The following is a 14,155-nucleotide window of genomic DNA, read 5'->3' as shown; positions in this document are numbered from 1 at the left end:
ACAAAATCGTGAACATCACTGAAAAGGAGGGAACTCCACATCCTTCCGCTCCCAGGATTCGACCCGGTAGATAATCTCTCTGTCCGCGGCTTCCGGCAAGACCATGAATACCTTATAATCCCGGTTCGGGTAAATGGGGCCGGAATACACCCCGGGAGAACTTTCCTCGCCAATGTCAAGCAAAAAGGTCCTTGTCCTGGTCTGTGAGATGTTTCCTCCTGTATAATACTCCACTGTCAGCTGTATCTTCGGGTGAGGGTGTCCTTCCTGCCAGGAATTGGCTTCCGGAATATACGGGGCCAGGTACTGGGGAAGGAAGAACTGCTCGTATTTTTGGGCGTCCATTTCCGTATAGTCAATCCCTCCGCCGGCATTGAGGGGGGCCTCGTAGATGGTCAGTTGCGCTTCATTTTTTATTCCATAGGAATACGTGCCCGTATGCTCCGTGTTCTTTCCCGTTCCCGGGGTGGATCCTGCAAGCTGGCCGCCGTCCGAGTCATTCTCCCTGAAAGAAGGAGACATCAGTACCGGAAAGTTCAAAAAGGCAATCCTTTTATAATTATAAATGATCTGCTCAAAGGGGGCAATGCTTGCGATGTATATTCTGACACGGGAGAAATCACGGAACAGCGGGATTGTGATATCCTGCACCTGCTCCCCGGAAGCGGGCTGGACGGCCGTGGACAGCTTTCCCGAAAGCATGCCCATATGCAACCTGTTGGATATTCCGGGAGCGTCATCCCAAGAGATATTGGAAGTTGTTGTCCAATCTATAATCTTCTCATCCGACGGGGAAGGAGTCACACCATCGTACGGGTTGTCCACCGGAATGCCGAGACTGCCGTCATCCTGCTCCCTGATGATGGCAGGGAATGCGGCTTCGACAATATCCTCCCTGTCCACCTCCTCCATGCCTTCCCCGAGGAAGTCCCATGGAACTGCGTTCTGCAGGATTCCTCCGGGCGTATAATAGGGCAGGTCCTTTCCTGTCTGGTTGGGGGCATAGAAAGCATAGAATTCACTCTCGCCTTTGGGGATGCGTATCTTGGTTTGATATTCCCCCTCCGCGTTGCCCGAACTGAAAGGAAGCAGGCGACTGTACACATACCGGTTCTGCTCCTTGTTGAAAACCATAAGTGCTATTCTGGGCTGTGCGGGGGCTTGGGGAAACAGTGTGCCGGTTTTATACCAGTTGGCCGGATCGGAGGAATAAAGGTCCAGCATCTCACTTCCCCCGGCTGTTACGCCACGGGTTGACAGGTTCAGCCTGACGGTCACGTCATCCTCTCCGGAAAGCCGTTCCGGGATATCTTCTTCGTTCCGGCATCCTGTCAGGGCAAGGAAAAAGAGCGGCAACACCGTCATCACAAAGTTCCTCAAGGCCCTTACCGTGCGAGTATATTTAGTATCTTTCAGCATAATATTCATCAATCGGTTATGGGAACCACGTCAACGGCTTCCCAGGGTTTTACACTTACTGTCAGAGAACGGGGATTCTGGCGGAAGAACAGTGGAAGCACCGCTTCCTGCCGCCCCGTTATCCGTATCTGGTCGGGATACAGAGCGATATATTCCGCGACATCTACCGTGCAGAGAACCTTATCTCCCTGCATAAGACGGATCGTCAGCGGGTCCCCGTCCTTGAAGCGCAGGGTATTGAAATCAAGCACGAAACGGTCGTTTTTTCCTCCCGTGTAAAACGGAAGGTCGAAGGATGTTTCTCCGGAACGCTGCCCGGAAAAGGAGAAACGGGCTGAGAGCGTTTCCATCGTCAGGCGGAAGCCCGTCCCCTTGTTCTGTTCGTACCAGGTCCCGGCGTTCTCATCGTCGTCGGGAAGGACTACCGCATGGATTTTCACGTGCTGGGAATAAAGTCTTACCACGTCACGGGAGTCGTTCATGACCTTCGACGTGATGGTGGTTTCCCCAAGGTATAGCCTGTCAAACGTGCCGGCCGCCGGTCCGTCCTTTTCCGCCAGTTCGGGCCGGGAAACCGACGCTTCACCGTAAGCACCATCCCCGATAACCGTCTCGTTCAACGCGTTGCCCACGGCCACTACTTTATAATCACCTTCCGGGAGCCTGACCTCCAGCGGTGAAAGCAGCTGTTCTCCCTCCAGGTGGTGTTTCTCCACCAAGGCCCCGTTCCCGACGTCAAAGATGAAGACGTCAATGTCATCCACGTATTCCTGCAGATGTTCCCGGTTGTCATCGGCCAGGTAGGAGAAGACGATCGTGTTGCCAAGGCAGCCGCTCAGGTCGTCATACACCCGGTCACATGCGGTCACGAGGTATAAAGCGGCCAACAGGCCCAGCCAGGTCGGTATGTTTCTTATGTTCATACTTTACACTAATTATTATAAATCAATACTGTAATTTTCCCGAAAGAGAGGACACGTTTCCCTCCCGCGGGTAATAAAAAAGGGAGGGGACAAACTTTCCCCTCCCCGAGAGTGCGGGGCGGATTCCGGTACCGGCCTGTCAGGGCCGATACGGGAAAAGCGCTCCGGCAAGCGGCTATTACTCTCTATCTGTATCAGTCAAGGATGGGGAATACGTTCACAGCGGTCCAAGGCTGCACCTCGACACGGACGATGACGTTCACGTTCTCGTCCTCCAAATCCCCCTGTCCGCCCGGTTCGGGAGTCACACCTTCAGGAATGCTCGGGTCAACATCCACGAGGATACCCTGGCCCCCGTTCAGCGCAGCGAGATCCAGATTGATCAGGTAACCGCCCTTGCCGGCTTCCAGATCCGTCGTGCCTGCAGTTTCACCTTCTGCCTTCGCGTAACCGGATATAACGACAAAACGTCTGTCGGCGGATACGCCGTCGTCACCTGTCTTGAAAACGAAAGCAAGTTTTGGAGCGTTGTTTTCCTTACCGTAACCCGTAATGCCGTTCACGAAGAAGTTAAACGCTGCGGCCTTTGCCCCCTGTGCGAAATCGAAACCCGCTGCATTGAAATAGGAGGCCACTTCCGACAAGTCCGTGTTACCGTCGGGTTTGAACGTGCCGTCTTCGAATTTATAGCGGTCTCCGGCGTAGGTCTTGGCCCAGAACCAGTTTGCCTCTTCTTCCACTGTAAGTTGAGGAACAGAGAGCGTTCTGCTGAAACGGTTCATCAGGATACCTTGGTTTGCAGTGGTCACTTCGACAACCTGCAGCCATTGACTCAGGCTGGTCTGTTGGGCAATGTCAGACTTGCCGTCCCATGTCTGGCCGTTGAAGCCTGCGGCATCAGCCTTGAAAGCGGCCCACGCTTCGGCACTGCTCTTTCCCTTATTTTCATCCTTGGCCAGCCAAGTCGTGCACCATTGTTCAGCCTCGGTCTTTTTCCCGTCTTTCCAGATAACCTTGACAAACTTGGTACCGGTCACCTGGAAGCGGTTCATGCTGGCGGTCAAGGTGAGCTCGGCCTTCTTCACGGTACGTTTGTCTTCCTGAGGATTGACGCCATAAGGCTCGGCGCCAACAGTGGTAAGTGTTTCAGAACCGGCATAAATCACTTCATTAATTTGGGCTTTCAGCTGTTGTTTGCTGATTTCAGCAACAGTCTTTCCCTCACCGTCAACCAACGCTCCCTGAGGGTTAGCGATAACAAGTGCCTTTGTCACGCCATTGTCCACGTCAAGGAATTTATAACCTCCCGTCGTTGCCTCTGCACCCACGGCAGTAGCCGAAGTCAGCTTGGTAAAATCATCAGTATCTTTTGTAAATTCCTTCGACAGGACAATGTCTTCCCCAGCCACCAAGTACACATGCAGTTTTTCAACCGATGCCGCATCCTGGTCGTTGGCGGTGTTCTGCAATTCGCCCATGGCGGCACGTGTGCCCGGACCGGGTAATGCCACTGACATCACCACATCAACCGGTTGGTTGCCACTCTCCGGCGCTACCGGATTCTCTTCGTTGTTACATGCAGCGAACAACGCCAACGAGGCCACTGCAAAATACTTCATTACTTTCATAATTCGAATTGTTTTTAAATTAAGATTACTAATACTATATATAACTATGTCTGAGTTACATCTCTATCTGCTGATTGTTTCCACCGTCCCCGGGCTCCCCTGAGAGTTTTTGTTTGCCCTGGGCCATACCGGCTTTCTTGATCAATTCTTCCGCCTTCCTCCAGTCACCTTTCATGTTATAGGCAACGGCCATGGGAAAGAAAGCACGGCTGTCATTCGTTACCGGTTCCAACACCCGCAACGCGCCGTCCGCATCCTGCCCGTATTTCAACAGGGCGTTGGCGTAATTCAGGATTGCCACGGCGTCATCCGGGAACTGCCCGTAGGCCCTCTCGTACACCGGAAGGGGAGACATCCCCCGGGAAGCGTACAGTCCGGCCAGCTGGTACATCTCGTGCTGACTGAGACACTCGGGTTTCGTTTCAAAAATTTCGGGAAGTTCCTCCACCGTGTAAGGTCTCACGTCAAAACTGAGACCGAAAGTCGTGCGCCGCAGTCCCGGGTAGAACTCTTCGAGGAGGAGGCGATAGCTCCTGCCGTCATCCAAGGCACGGATGGCCTCCTCGCGTTCCGTGTCACGCTCGTTATGTCCGATGATAAAAAGAATTTCGTCCCTGTTGACGAGGGTGGAGCCGCTGACCATCGATTTAAGACCCTCCCAGTCCTCCCCGATACCCTCGGTACGATAAACCGGTGCATTTTTCAAGGCGGGGTATTGACGCGAAATATAATCTGAAAGGGTTTGGGTGCGTCGTTGCGCGAGGGACCTGTTGTAATCGAAGCTCCCCTCGGGAGAGGCATAGCCTTTTATATGTACCTCCTTGAGTGACGTTCCTTGAATATTCAGGTTCTCCGAGAGAAACTTCTTCAGCCTGTCAAGCTCCTGAGCATTGCCTGCAAAATCTTCCTGCAGGTCGTGGCGTGCAACAGGAAAGACCACCTTACAGTCGAAGGAATCCTTGTAGCATTTGATCATGACCTTTTCCGGTTCGATGAAACTGTAAGCATAATCCTTTTCCCCGAAGAGGGGGATACCGGCCTGAAAGGCAATATCCTCGCTCTCGTTCGTGCCGCACTCGGCACAGCCGTACGACACCTCCCTGACAACGAGACGCCCGTCAGCCATCCACCGTTCAAAAGGGACGCTCCTTTTCACAGTCAGGCCCGAACTTTCCAGCACCTTGGCGGAACGGACCTCGCCGGATCCGGGGTTACCGGGTTTCAGGTTGCCCAACGCCTTTCGACGCTTGATCACCTTATATCTTCTCTTGCCGGCCACGCAGACCGGTTCGAGGCGGACGCTGTCACGCCCGTCAGCCGAGACATAGACGGGGAACAGGTAAGCGACTTCCTGGCTTCCAAGCCCTGCCAGAGGGAAGACACTGAAAGTAATATCCAACGCATCTCTACCCGGTTCACGCTCCACACGGCTGTTTGAATAATCCCAACGCGAGGTACCTGACGTTGATAAAATGTCCTGGGCGGAAGAAAACAAGGGAAACATTCCCAGGCAGCCCATGATAAGGATTTGCTTCTTGTTAATATGGTAAGGTTTCATTGATATACATTTTTAGCATGATAGAATAAAAAATTGTGTCCCCGGATTCAGGGAGTTATTTCAACATGTAAATAATTGAAATGGCGGCCCTGGTGGGACCTATGTAGTCCGCATCCCCCTTGCCCAGCTTCTGCCCGCAGGTGGTACACTTGTACTTGTCATAACGGGCGTGCACGTAACCGATACCCAAGGAGGCCTCGATATTGAAACGGTTGGAAAGCACCCACTGGTAACCGGCGCTCAACCCGCCTCCCCAGAAATAACCCTCGTAACGGTGGTCCTTCATGTTTCCGTCCCCTTTCTGAAGCACGAAGGGGACATCGACACCTCCGATATTCATCTGGCCGCCATGGGCATGCAACCCGAAGAACCAGCCGTTGAAAACGTCACAGGTCCAATAACGGAGCTCCGGCTGGACAAGCCAGTGACTGAACTTCTTTGCCTTGTACCGGGAAGACGTGGCGTCCCGCGTGTAGAAAAAGAAATTCATACCCACCTGTGTGTCAAGGGTCCATTTACGCCCCATGGAGAACTCCAAGGAGAGGTTGGGAGTTTTCAAGGCATCGTAGGCCAGATTGTTCTTCAAGGCAACCTTTTGAGAGAAGGCACCAGCCGAACAAAGCAAAAACACCAGAAGAAAAAACGGTTTCATCATACTGTTATTCATTGTTTCGTTACTTTATTTTATAAGAGGACAAGCCAAAGTTATCCTTATGTAATAATCATTAATAAAAATGCAGCTTCCCGGAAAAAACTCCAGAATCTTTCTTGCACGTATAGAGTGGACGGCCGGAAACTCCTGCCCGCACCAGAAGGACCTGCAGGGACGCAACCCGCCCACGAGACTTAAAAGTCTTTCAGCCGATCCGGCGAAAGCCGAATAGAGGACACCGTCCCGAGTATGCAGGTAAATCGAATCCCTGTTGGACCATTCCATGTTGAATATCTCATGACTCATTCGCATAATGTAAACCTTTATTCGATGACTTTCTTATTTTCCACTCTCTCCCGTAGAGAGTGGAAAATTTTTCAAAATCCGCTCTGGAAAGCGGTTATAGATGCCAAAAAGAAATAAAAGATGAAACATGGACAGATTTTATCATATAACTAACTGAAAATAAGATTACTAATATTTTCATTAGGCAACAAAAACAGAAACAATGGAACTTTTTTATTTGAACGAGCACACGTCTTGTTATAATTACTCAAAATCTATGCAGGAGGGATTCCGGTATTATAAATTTGACGAAGGATTGAACCACGAGGAGGAATTGGTAAAAGATTGTATCCTGTTCGTACTCAAGGGGAGTCTGCAATTCTCCTGCAACGGTTTTCAGTTCACTGTTTCATCAGGAGAGATGGTCTTTTTTTGCCGTGACAGCCTGTTTAACACCCAATCACTGGAAAAATGTGAAGTCGTGGCTGCCCTGTTCGAGGGGGGAGTATGGCCCTGTCAAAGGGCCTCCTTTTCAGAGTTATACCACCTGAGGGAAATTGTCGAATATCGTATGGAACCTCTTGAAATCAGGGATCGGTTATGCAAATTTCTTGAACTACTGGTGTGTTATCTGGAAGATGGAGCGAACTGTATCCATTTTCACGAAATAAAACTCAAGGAACTTTTCTGGAACATTCGCTTTTACTATTCCAGACAGGAACTTGCGAATTTTTTCTATATGATTATAGGCCGTTCGCAAGACTTCAAAAATAAGGTCTTGAACAATTACAAAAGTTGCAGGACCGTAAAAGAACTCGCATCGGCCTGTGATATCTCCCTTTCCGCCTTCAAAAGACAGTTTTCCGCGGAGTTTGGAGAGGCTCCAGCCGAATGGATGCAGAAACAGTTGTTGGGAGAAATCAAATACAAACTTTCAGTTACAGACCTGCCGTTGGGAACCATTGCCAATGAACTGGAGTTTTCCTCTCTTGCACACTTCTCCAGATTTTGCAAAAGATGTCTGGGATGTTCTCCCAGAGAGTTAAGACAGCAGATAAAAGGCGGTTAAACAATCTCTGAATGGGGGAGATAAGAAATTGATAAATAATAGAGCCAAAACGGAAACAGCCAACAAAATTATTGTCTTTAAATTTGCGGCGTAATCCAAATAAAAAAAGGATTACGCTATTTTTTAACACATACTGTAAGTTTTTTTTTGATTTTCCACTCTCTACGGGAGAGAGTGAAGAAACAGGAACAAATATACGTATATTATGATAATATACTATAATTAAAGTGAAAAAAATATCTTATATAATAGAATTTAACTAATGTAGAAAAATATTATTATTCCATTAAATCATCTGTTTACCCAACAGATGCCGGTCCAAAACGTAGATACCATAACATGTAAATCCCTCTCGTAGCCATCTTTCAATTGAAGACGGTATAAGATAAATTAGCTAAATAAGGTGTTCCTTTTTTTTCCTGTATAATCCCGCCACGTGCACCAAGGCGGGATTTACAGAAACATCCGGGAATGGTAAAATTATCGGTGGTAAAAGCCTCTTTGGGAGTGCTTAACCGCCGTCCATCGTCCAGACGGGAACTGAAGAATTTGAGCTGATATCTTTCGCGGTCGGGCCCGGTCAATCATCCACCGCTAAAATGAAGTCAGCCACTTGATTATTAACCGCATCCAGTGCGGAATGATCCAGTTCTTTCAGATAGATTCGGGTCGTTTTTTCCGACGTATGCCCCAGACACTCACCAATAACATGAACCGAGGCACCGTTCACCTTGGCTATCGTGGCCCATGAATGGCGGGCCGCGTGAAGTCTCAGCGGGAATTCCAAACCAATGACCCGGGAAATCTTTCCCAGGGAGTAACGAATCCTATGGTAGGCACTTCTATAACCAGCGTACGGATCCCGTTCTGCCGGAAACAACGGGAAGATGTATTCTCCCGGTACATTCTTGTATCTTTCCAGGATACGACTGATCTCCTTGTTTATACCTACCCGCATCAATTGATCGGTCTTGTGACGCCTGTAACAGATTTCACCCGGGAAAACATGCCTCTTTTTTAGCAATGCAATATCGACGAATGACATTCCACGCGTGTAAAAGCTGAACATGAAAATGTCCCGGGCAAGAGATAACGGGCTGTCCTTTTCCAGTTCAATTGCGGATAGTGTTTTAATCACAACCGGATCAAGGGAGCGTTTGAGAGTTTTTTCCGTTTTAATGCTTATATCGCGAAATGGGCAAGGAAGTTCCAGGCCCATCTCCCGACATCCCTTCCTGAAAAGAGCCTTGATATTATGCAGATAAAAACCAATGGTGTTATCGCATATACCCGAAGCGAGTAGTTTCCCCTGGTAGTCGGAAATGATCCGGGAAGAGAGTTTTATGAAAGGAAAATCCTTTTTTCCCAGGTACCTCTGCATGGAACGCAGGCTGGAGGCGTATGCCCGGGCTGTTCCCTCATGACCGCTTTCACGAAGCTCTCGGATTTTCCGTGAAAAATAGAAATAAAAACCGGCTTCGCGGGTTAACACGCCGTAAGTCCTGAATACGTCCTCTATTTCGTATTCCCGGGATTTCTTCTCTATCATTGAAATACACTTTAACAGTACCCTTGAGATACTTTCGCACCTGTTGTTGATCCTCCGAATCGACTCCGGGGTGTTTTCCCCGCCGTCGATAACCCTCCCTTTTACGGGATCAAACAGGGTATCCGGGATACTGAATCCTGTATAAACAACCTTTTTCCTTCGCTTGTGAAGAACCTGCACGACTAACGGGAATTTGCCGGACCGGTTGCTCCTTCCTTTTACCAATACTGTTTTAACTGTTGCCATAAGTTTTTTATTAGTTAGACATTTGACGCTTCCTTGTTTCCTGGAAAGGAAGCATAAACTTATATGCATCAAATCGGAAAAAGACCAAAAAAGTTCAGTAACCAAGCGGGAAAATTGCACGAAAGACGGGAAGTCGGTTCCAGACCCGTCGGTAAGGGAACGGTACGTCTTGTATGTATAGGATTTTTTTCAACTTGCCAAACATGAAAAATGGAACAGGGTGAGATGGTAAAGCATGTCCCAATACATCCCCAAGTAAACCACGGGGATTAAGCATGGCAGATGGGATTTTTTCGTTGCACAAGACAAAAAAGGCGGCCCCACCTGCCGCCTGTAGATTGATAAAGAGAGAATTCCATCCTACGCAAGATGATCAAAGCCATATGGATCCAGCTTCCACATCCCCCGCCTGGTAGGTATAGGAAATGAACTCCTCAAGCGCCTCCTTCCATGTAAGACTGAAGGTTTTCATGATGGAGTGTAGCGTGCGGTTGCTGTCTTCATCCAGGCTATCCTCCCCGATCAGGTTCACATCTGCCTCCGGGTCCACATCAACAAACTCCTCGCGGCTCCAAAACACCACTACCGGGATGCTCAGGTTAATATCCCATGTTCCACGCTGGATCAATACCCCGGAGGGCTTGTAGAACGGGTCAAAGCCGTTTGTCTGCGGGTTCTTTTTAGAATTGTAGCCGTGATACAGGCGGAGTTTCAGGTCAAACTCCTTGCGGTCCTTCAGGAACCGGATAACTCCTTTTAATCCTACCGGGTTAGTGCTTCCCGTAATTTCCGCCTCGTTGTCATGTTTGGTCTTGTCCCAGGGCGTGGTATCCACATAGAGATAATCCACCAGTGCCTCCGGATCATTGTCGTCAGCTTCCGGTTTCCCGTCAAAGGTAGGTCTCACGTTCTCCGGGGTGAAGAAATGCTGGTGGATATTCTCCTGCCCGTTCTCCACGAACTGGCCGTTCATCAACTCTCCTTTGGAATTGTAGTAATAGATAAACATCAGGTAAACCGGGGCCGGGGTAAAGTTGTTTCCATTTTTATATTCGCCGTTTTTCTGAACGTAAAACTTGCCCTGGCTTCCTTCAGCAAGGGTCCATCCACTGCCGGTCTTCAGTTCATAAGTGATCTCCTGGACACGTTTCATATACCTGGCCGGGGATTCCGGATTTTGGTGGGGACCTCCGGCCTTCTGTATCTCGTTCCAGTCAGCGTGCAGGTGGCATTCAACGAGGCGGACGGTCATTTTTGCCGGGTCCTCATGCAGTTTGTTCTTCGTCTCGTCTTCTGGTATTACAGGATCCTTGCTGCAAGAGTTCAGCGACAGGACAAGGGACACTCCTATCAGAAGTGCCCACACGGTTTTACATGCAATTGTTCTCATTTTTCTTTTTATTTATTAGTGTTGATTATAGTTGTTATAAATTAAAAAATCCAGTTTACACCGCAACGCACATCACGTCCCATATCATGCGCATAGTAACGCGAGCGGTTGGTGTATTCCTTGTACTCACGATTCAGGAGGTTGTCTGCCGACAGCATGAACCGGACCTGGTGTCCCCGTTTCACGGGAAGTTCAAGAGCAGCGTCGAACCCGAGGAGATGGTACGCCGGGGGAGTATACGGGATAAGATCCGTGTCCGGATCAAACCGCCTCTGTTTTGCGGTGAAACGGTGCCTGATGTTCAGACGCAGCCTGAGATGCGATTTCGTCTCGTGTATCCACGCAAGTTCATGGCTGAAACGGAAGGAGGGAATATAAGGAAGATAATTACCCTTTGTCCGTTCGTTTGCCCGTATAAAGGAGACGACGGCATGGTAGTCCCATGAACCGCCCGGAGTGAAACGCAGGTCAAAGTCCATACCGCGGAAGAAAGCCGGGGTCTGCCTGTACTGGAAGACCGGGTATGCTCCCGAAATCACGGTGACTGTCTCTTTCTCCGGCCCGTCATAGATATAGCCGTCCACCCATTGCAGGTAACCGTCCAGACAGACGCTGAACATCCCGTCGCCGTAACGGAGGGAAGATATCCATTTGTAGCTTCTTTCCGAGTGCATCGCAGAGTCTCCCCTGACAAACATCCCAGACCCGAGCTCGTTCCCGTTGCTGTACAGTTCATACACGTGAGGGGCACGCCAAGCCAGACCGAAGTTGGAGGTGAGCCTCCAGCGTCTGGAAAGTTGATAGTGTCCTCCCAGGCTGTAGGACACGTTGTTAAACTTTCTTGTCCCGCCATAGGGGCTTCCCGTCCAGTCATAACCACTGGCACGGGTTTCCTGCATATCCAGGCGGAGGCCTGCTTCAACGCCTCCCCTGGCCAGGTGATATTTCCCGATTCCGTATATCCCTGCCTGTGTCTCCGTGTAGTTCGGGATAACGGGCACGAATCCGGTACCCGCGCGGCTGTGGTTCTCGATGAACATGACCTGACCTCCCGCCTCGACTTGCCAGGAGCGGTAATCCCGCTTCCAACGCAGAAGATGCTGGAATGAATTCAGGTGCAGGGAAACCGCCGGAATGTTAGAATCCAGCCGCCGGACACGGTTTTCCTGCCTATCGTCCTTCTGCCAGGTACTTTGCCAGTGAATACTTCCCCCCTTCTTCATGCCGAGCCGCATCCTGCCGAATGTGATCTGATGGGTGACCTCCTGGCAGGGAGCCCTGATACCACGGGAGAAGGGATCCGTGTGCAGGGGGCGACCAAGCCGGATACGTTCCGCCAGCAGGTCCTCGCTCCCCATCTGGGCGCTGAGCATCACCCCTGTCCGGCTGTAGAAGCGGCTGTAGAAACCTTCCACTCTCAGACGTCCGCGGTCATAGCCCAGAGAGGCGGAAGCGTGATACTCTCTGGTTCCCGTGTTGTTCAGAAGATAGTGCGCAGTGGAACGGTCCCCGGAATTTGACCAGGTTCCCTGCAGACGCCAGGCGAAATCACCGGGAAAAGCACCTTCGAGCTGTCCGGTAGCCACGTAGCGACGCCCGTTACTTCCGTAAAGTGCGGAGATTCCCCCTTGAAGGGAGCGTTTTCTGAAAGGAAGCGGAGACTGCTCCATGACGATAATCCCTCCAAGGGCATCCGAACCGTATCTTACCGCATCGGAGCCCTTGATTACCGAAACAGAGGAGCTGCCGTTCATGTCCACTTCGGGAGCGTGGTCGGCCCCCCATTGCTGCCCGGTCTGGCGGGCACCGTTATGGATGATCAGTATCCGGTTCCCGTACATTCCTTGGATAACGGGTTTGGATACAGTGGTTCCCGTGCTGATGGAACTTACCCCGCTGACACGTTCGAGCAGGGTGGCAAGCGAGGTTCCCAGCGCGTTCCTGATCTCGGGAGATGAAAGGCGCCGGCTCACCACGTTGGGTGACGCCCCGGCACGTTCACCGGTCACGACCACTTCCCCGAGTTTTTGTATGTCCGGGGAGAGACATACGGTATGTATGCTGCTTTCTTTGAATACCTCGTTCAAAGGCACACGCCGGGAACCGTAACCCAGGCACTGCACGAGGACCGTATCCATGAAACACGTTCCATGACCGAAAACAATCATTCCACGGGGGGAGCTGACAAGTAACCGTTCCCTGGTCAGGATATAGGCCCCTTCAATGGGAAGCCCGCTTTCCTGGTCAATGACCAGCAGAGTATCGCGTGTACCCGTCGATTGCCGGTCAGCCTGTACCCGTGCTTCCATGGGAGAAGGGAGGGTACATAGGCAGACAACAAGCAGGCACACATACTGGAGATATGCATGAAATGTCATACTTGAAAAAATATAAACGGGTTATAATCTGTTAAGACAGGACATGAAAAGCCCCTGCACGCAATCACAGTGATGGCATGCGAATCCCTCAAGGGAGTTATGACAAACACACAGGGGGTGCACGGAGGAAATGCGGGAAAAGAATGACGATGACATCTGTTTCCCCGGAGATAAGATACCTTACAGGCCTGCCAGTCGGAATATAATCGTATATAAAAATCCCTGCCTCGACAAACGGGGAGAGCGTAAAGAGACAGATGGTACAATTTTCAGGAGAATCGTGACGGGAGTGTCCCTGTTCGTTATGGGATACGCACGAATGTTCCCCGTGAACATGAAAAGCTTTCACGAGGAAAAAGGGCATCAATGTCAGCAACAACATACATGCTATGACAGCCCGCTGTCTCTGTCTTTTTTTCGTACGATCCATTAGTTTGCAAAATTAACGGTTTTAATCATCACTCGCAATACCTACAAATAATGATTTGCAAGCATAAACACCATGTATATTTGTTACGGATACCAGACAGACCGTTTTATTCCTCCAACCAGTCGTCCGAGAGCCCGAAACTCCTGTCACGAAACAATTCAGCCAGACCTGAGATTTGTTTGAAACGGAGTAACTCGTTCTTGTCCATGCCTATGTTGCGCATGATCCAGCTGTCGGACATACCCGATTTTGACAGTTCCGCCACAATACCTGTCATAAGTTCCAGCGAGTGCATTCCCCTGGCCCTGTTATGACGGATAGTCGAGGCCATCCTGTTCGAGATGTCTTTGTTTATGACCGTTACAGGCAGCAATCCGTTCTCGCGCTTGTAAATCCTGACGGATGTTTTCATAACCAGATAGCGGTGGTAACCGTCAACCAGCTCGTAGATATCCTCTTCTTCCCGGTAATAACACACGAGGGGCATCGTGTAACCGTCTTCCCAGATGGACAGTTCCAACAGCTTCATCTCCGGGGGAGCAACGACATTCGGGTTATAGCTGTTGGCCACGATTTTCTCGACTGGCACGGCCTTGACGTTATACGCCGGACTTTTAAAACTTGACAT

At 50.2% G+C, this 14,155-nt stretch carries 11 protein-coding genes; 1 reads left to right on the top strand and 10 read right to left on the bottom strand.

Annotated elements, in window-relative coordinates; translation table 11 throughout:
• Positions 1-15 precede the first annotated feature (15 nt).
• The 5 genes from AB3G73_RS15950 to AB3G73_RS15930 form a co-directional block, all read right to left on the bottom strand.
• Positions 16-1,428 (bottom strand): DUF5042 domain-containing protein, encoded by a 1,413-nt coding sequence (locus AB3G73_RS15950; RefSeq protein WP_009291514.1) that lies wholly within the window; start codon positions 1,426-1,428, stop codon positions 16-18.
• A complete protein-coding gene (locus tag AB3G73_RS15945; protein ID WP_008760204.1) occupies positions 1,428-2,342 on the bottom strand; it encodes a FimB/Mfa2 family fimbrial subunit in 915 nt (304 codons plus the stop codon). The genes AB3G73_RS15950 and AB3G73_RS15945 overlap by 1 nt, the downstream gene beginning before the upstream one ends.
• Before the next feature lie 194 nt (positions 2,343-2,536).
• The gene (locus AB3G73_RS15940) at positions 2,537-3,970 is read right to left on the bottom strand and encodes a hypothetical protein (RefSeq protein WP_009291515.1); all 1,434 of its coding nucleotides are present in this window, start codon (positions 3,968-3,970) and stop codon (positions 2,537-2,539) included.
• Between the two features lie 55 nt (positions 3,971-4,025).
• Positions 4,026-5,528: a hypothetical protein gene (locus tag AB3G73_RS15935; RefSeq protein ID WP_009040577.1), complete on the bottom strand. Its 1,503-nt coding sequence runs from the start codon at positions 5,526-5,528 to the stop codon at positions 4,026-4,028.
• Between the two features lie 55 nt (positions 5,529-5,583).
• Positions 5,584-6,195, bottom strand: coding sequence for a DUF3575 domain-containing protein (locus AB3G73_RS15930; protein WP_005823195.1), 612 nt, complete (start codon positions 6,193-6,195; stop codon positions 5,584-5,586).
• A 493-nt stretch (positions 6,196-6,688) separates the two neighbouring features.
• Here AB3G73_RS15930 and AB3G73_RS15925 point away from each other — a divergent pair, with 493 nt between their 5' ends.
• The gene (locus tag AB3G73_RS15925) at positions 6,689-7,534 is read left to right on the top strand and encodes an AraC family transcriptional regulator (protein ID WP_005805222.1); all 846 of its coding nucleotides are present in this window, start codon (positions 6,689-6,691) and stop codon (positions 7,532-7,534) included.
• Positions 7,535-8,114: 580 nt separating this feature from the next.
• On the opposite strand, the gene AB3G73_RS15920 is transcribed toward AB3G73_RS15925, so the two are convergent.
• From AB3G73_RS15920 to AB3G73_RS15900, 5 genes are all read right to left on the bottom strand, one after another.
• Positions 8,115-9,329: a site-specific integrase gene (locus AB3G73_RS15920; protein ID WP_014299629.1), complete on the bottom strand. Its 1,215-nt coding sequence runs from the start codon at positions 9,327-9,329 to the stop codon at positions 8,115-8,117.
• A 373-nt stretch (positions 9,330-9,702) separates the two neighbouring features.
• Positions 9,703-10,719 (bottom strand): hypothetical protein, encoded by a 1,017-nt coding sequence (locus tag AB3G73_RS15915; protein ID WP_009291521.1) that lies wholly within the window; start codon positions 10,717-10,719, stop codon positions 9,703-9,705.
• Between the two features lie 41 nt (positions 10,720-10,760).
• Positions 10,761-13,097, bottom strand: a complete 2,337-nt coding sequence (locus AB3G73_RS15910; protein WP_009291522.1) for a TonB-dependent receptor — start codon at positions 13,095-13,097, stop codon at positions 10,761-10,763.
• Positions 13,098-13,194: 97 nt separating this feature from the next.
• A complete protein-coding gene (locus AB3G73_RS15905; protein ID WP_008640858.1) occupies positions 13,195-13,527 on the bottom strand; it encodes a hypothetical protein in 333 nt (110 codons plus the stop codon).
• A gap of 106 nt (positions 13,528-13,633) precedes the next feature.
• Positions 13,634-14,155 carry a ParB/RepB/Spo0J family partition protein gene (locus AB3G73_RS15900; protein WP_005798034.1) on the bottom strand — a complete coding sequence of 174 codons (522 nt, stop codon included), beginning with the start codon at positions 14,153-14,155 and terminating at the stop codon, positions 13,634-13,636.

It is taken from the genome of Bacteroides sp. L008, assembly GCF_040812255.1.
GTDB lineage: Bacteria > Bacteroidota > Bacteroidia > Bacteroidales > Bacteroidaceae > Bacteroides > Bacteroides vicugnae.
This window is presented reverse-complemented; position numbering and strand designations above follow the sequence as displayed.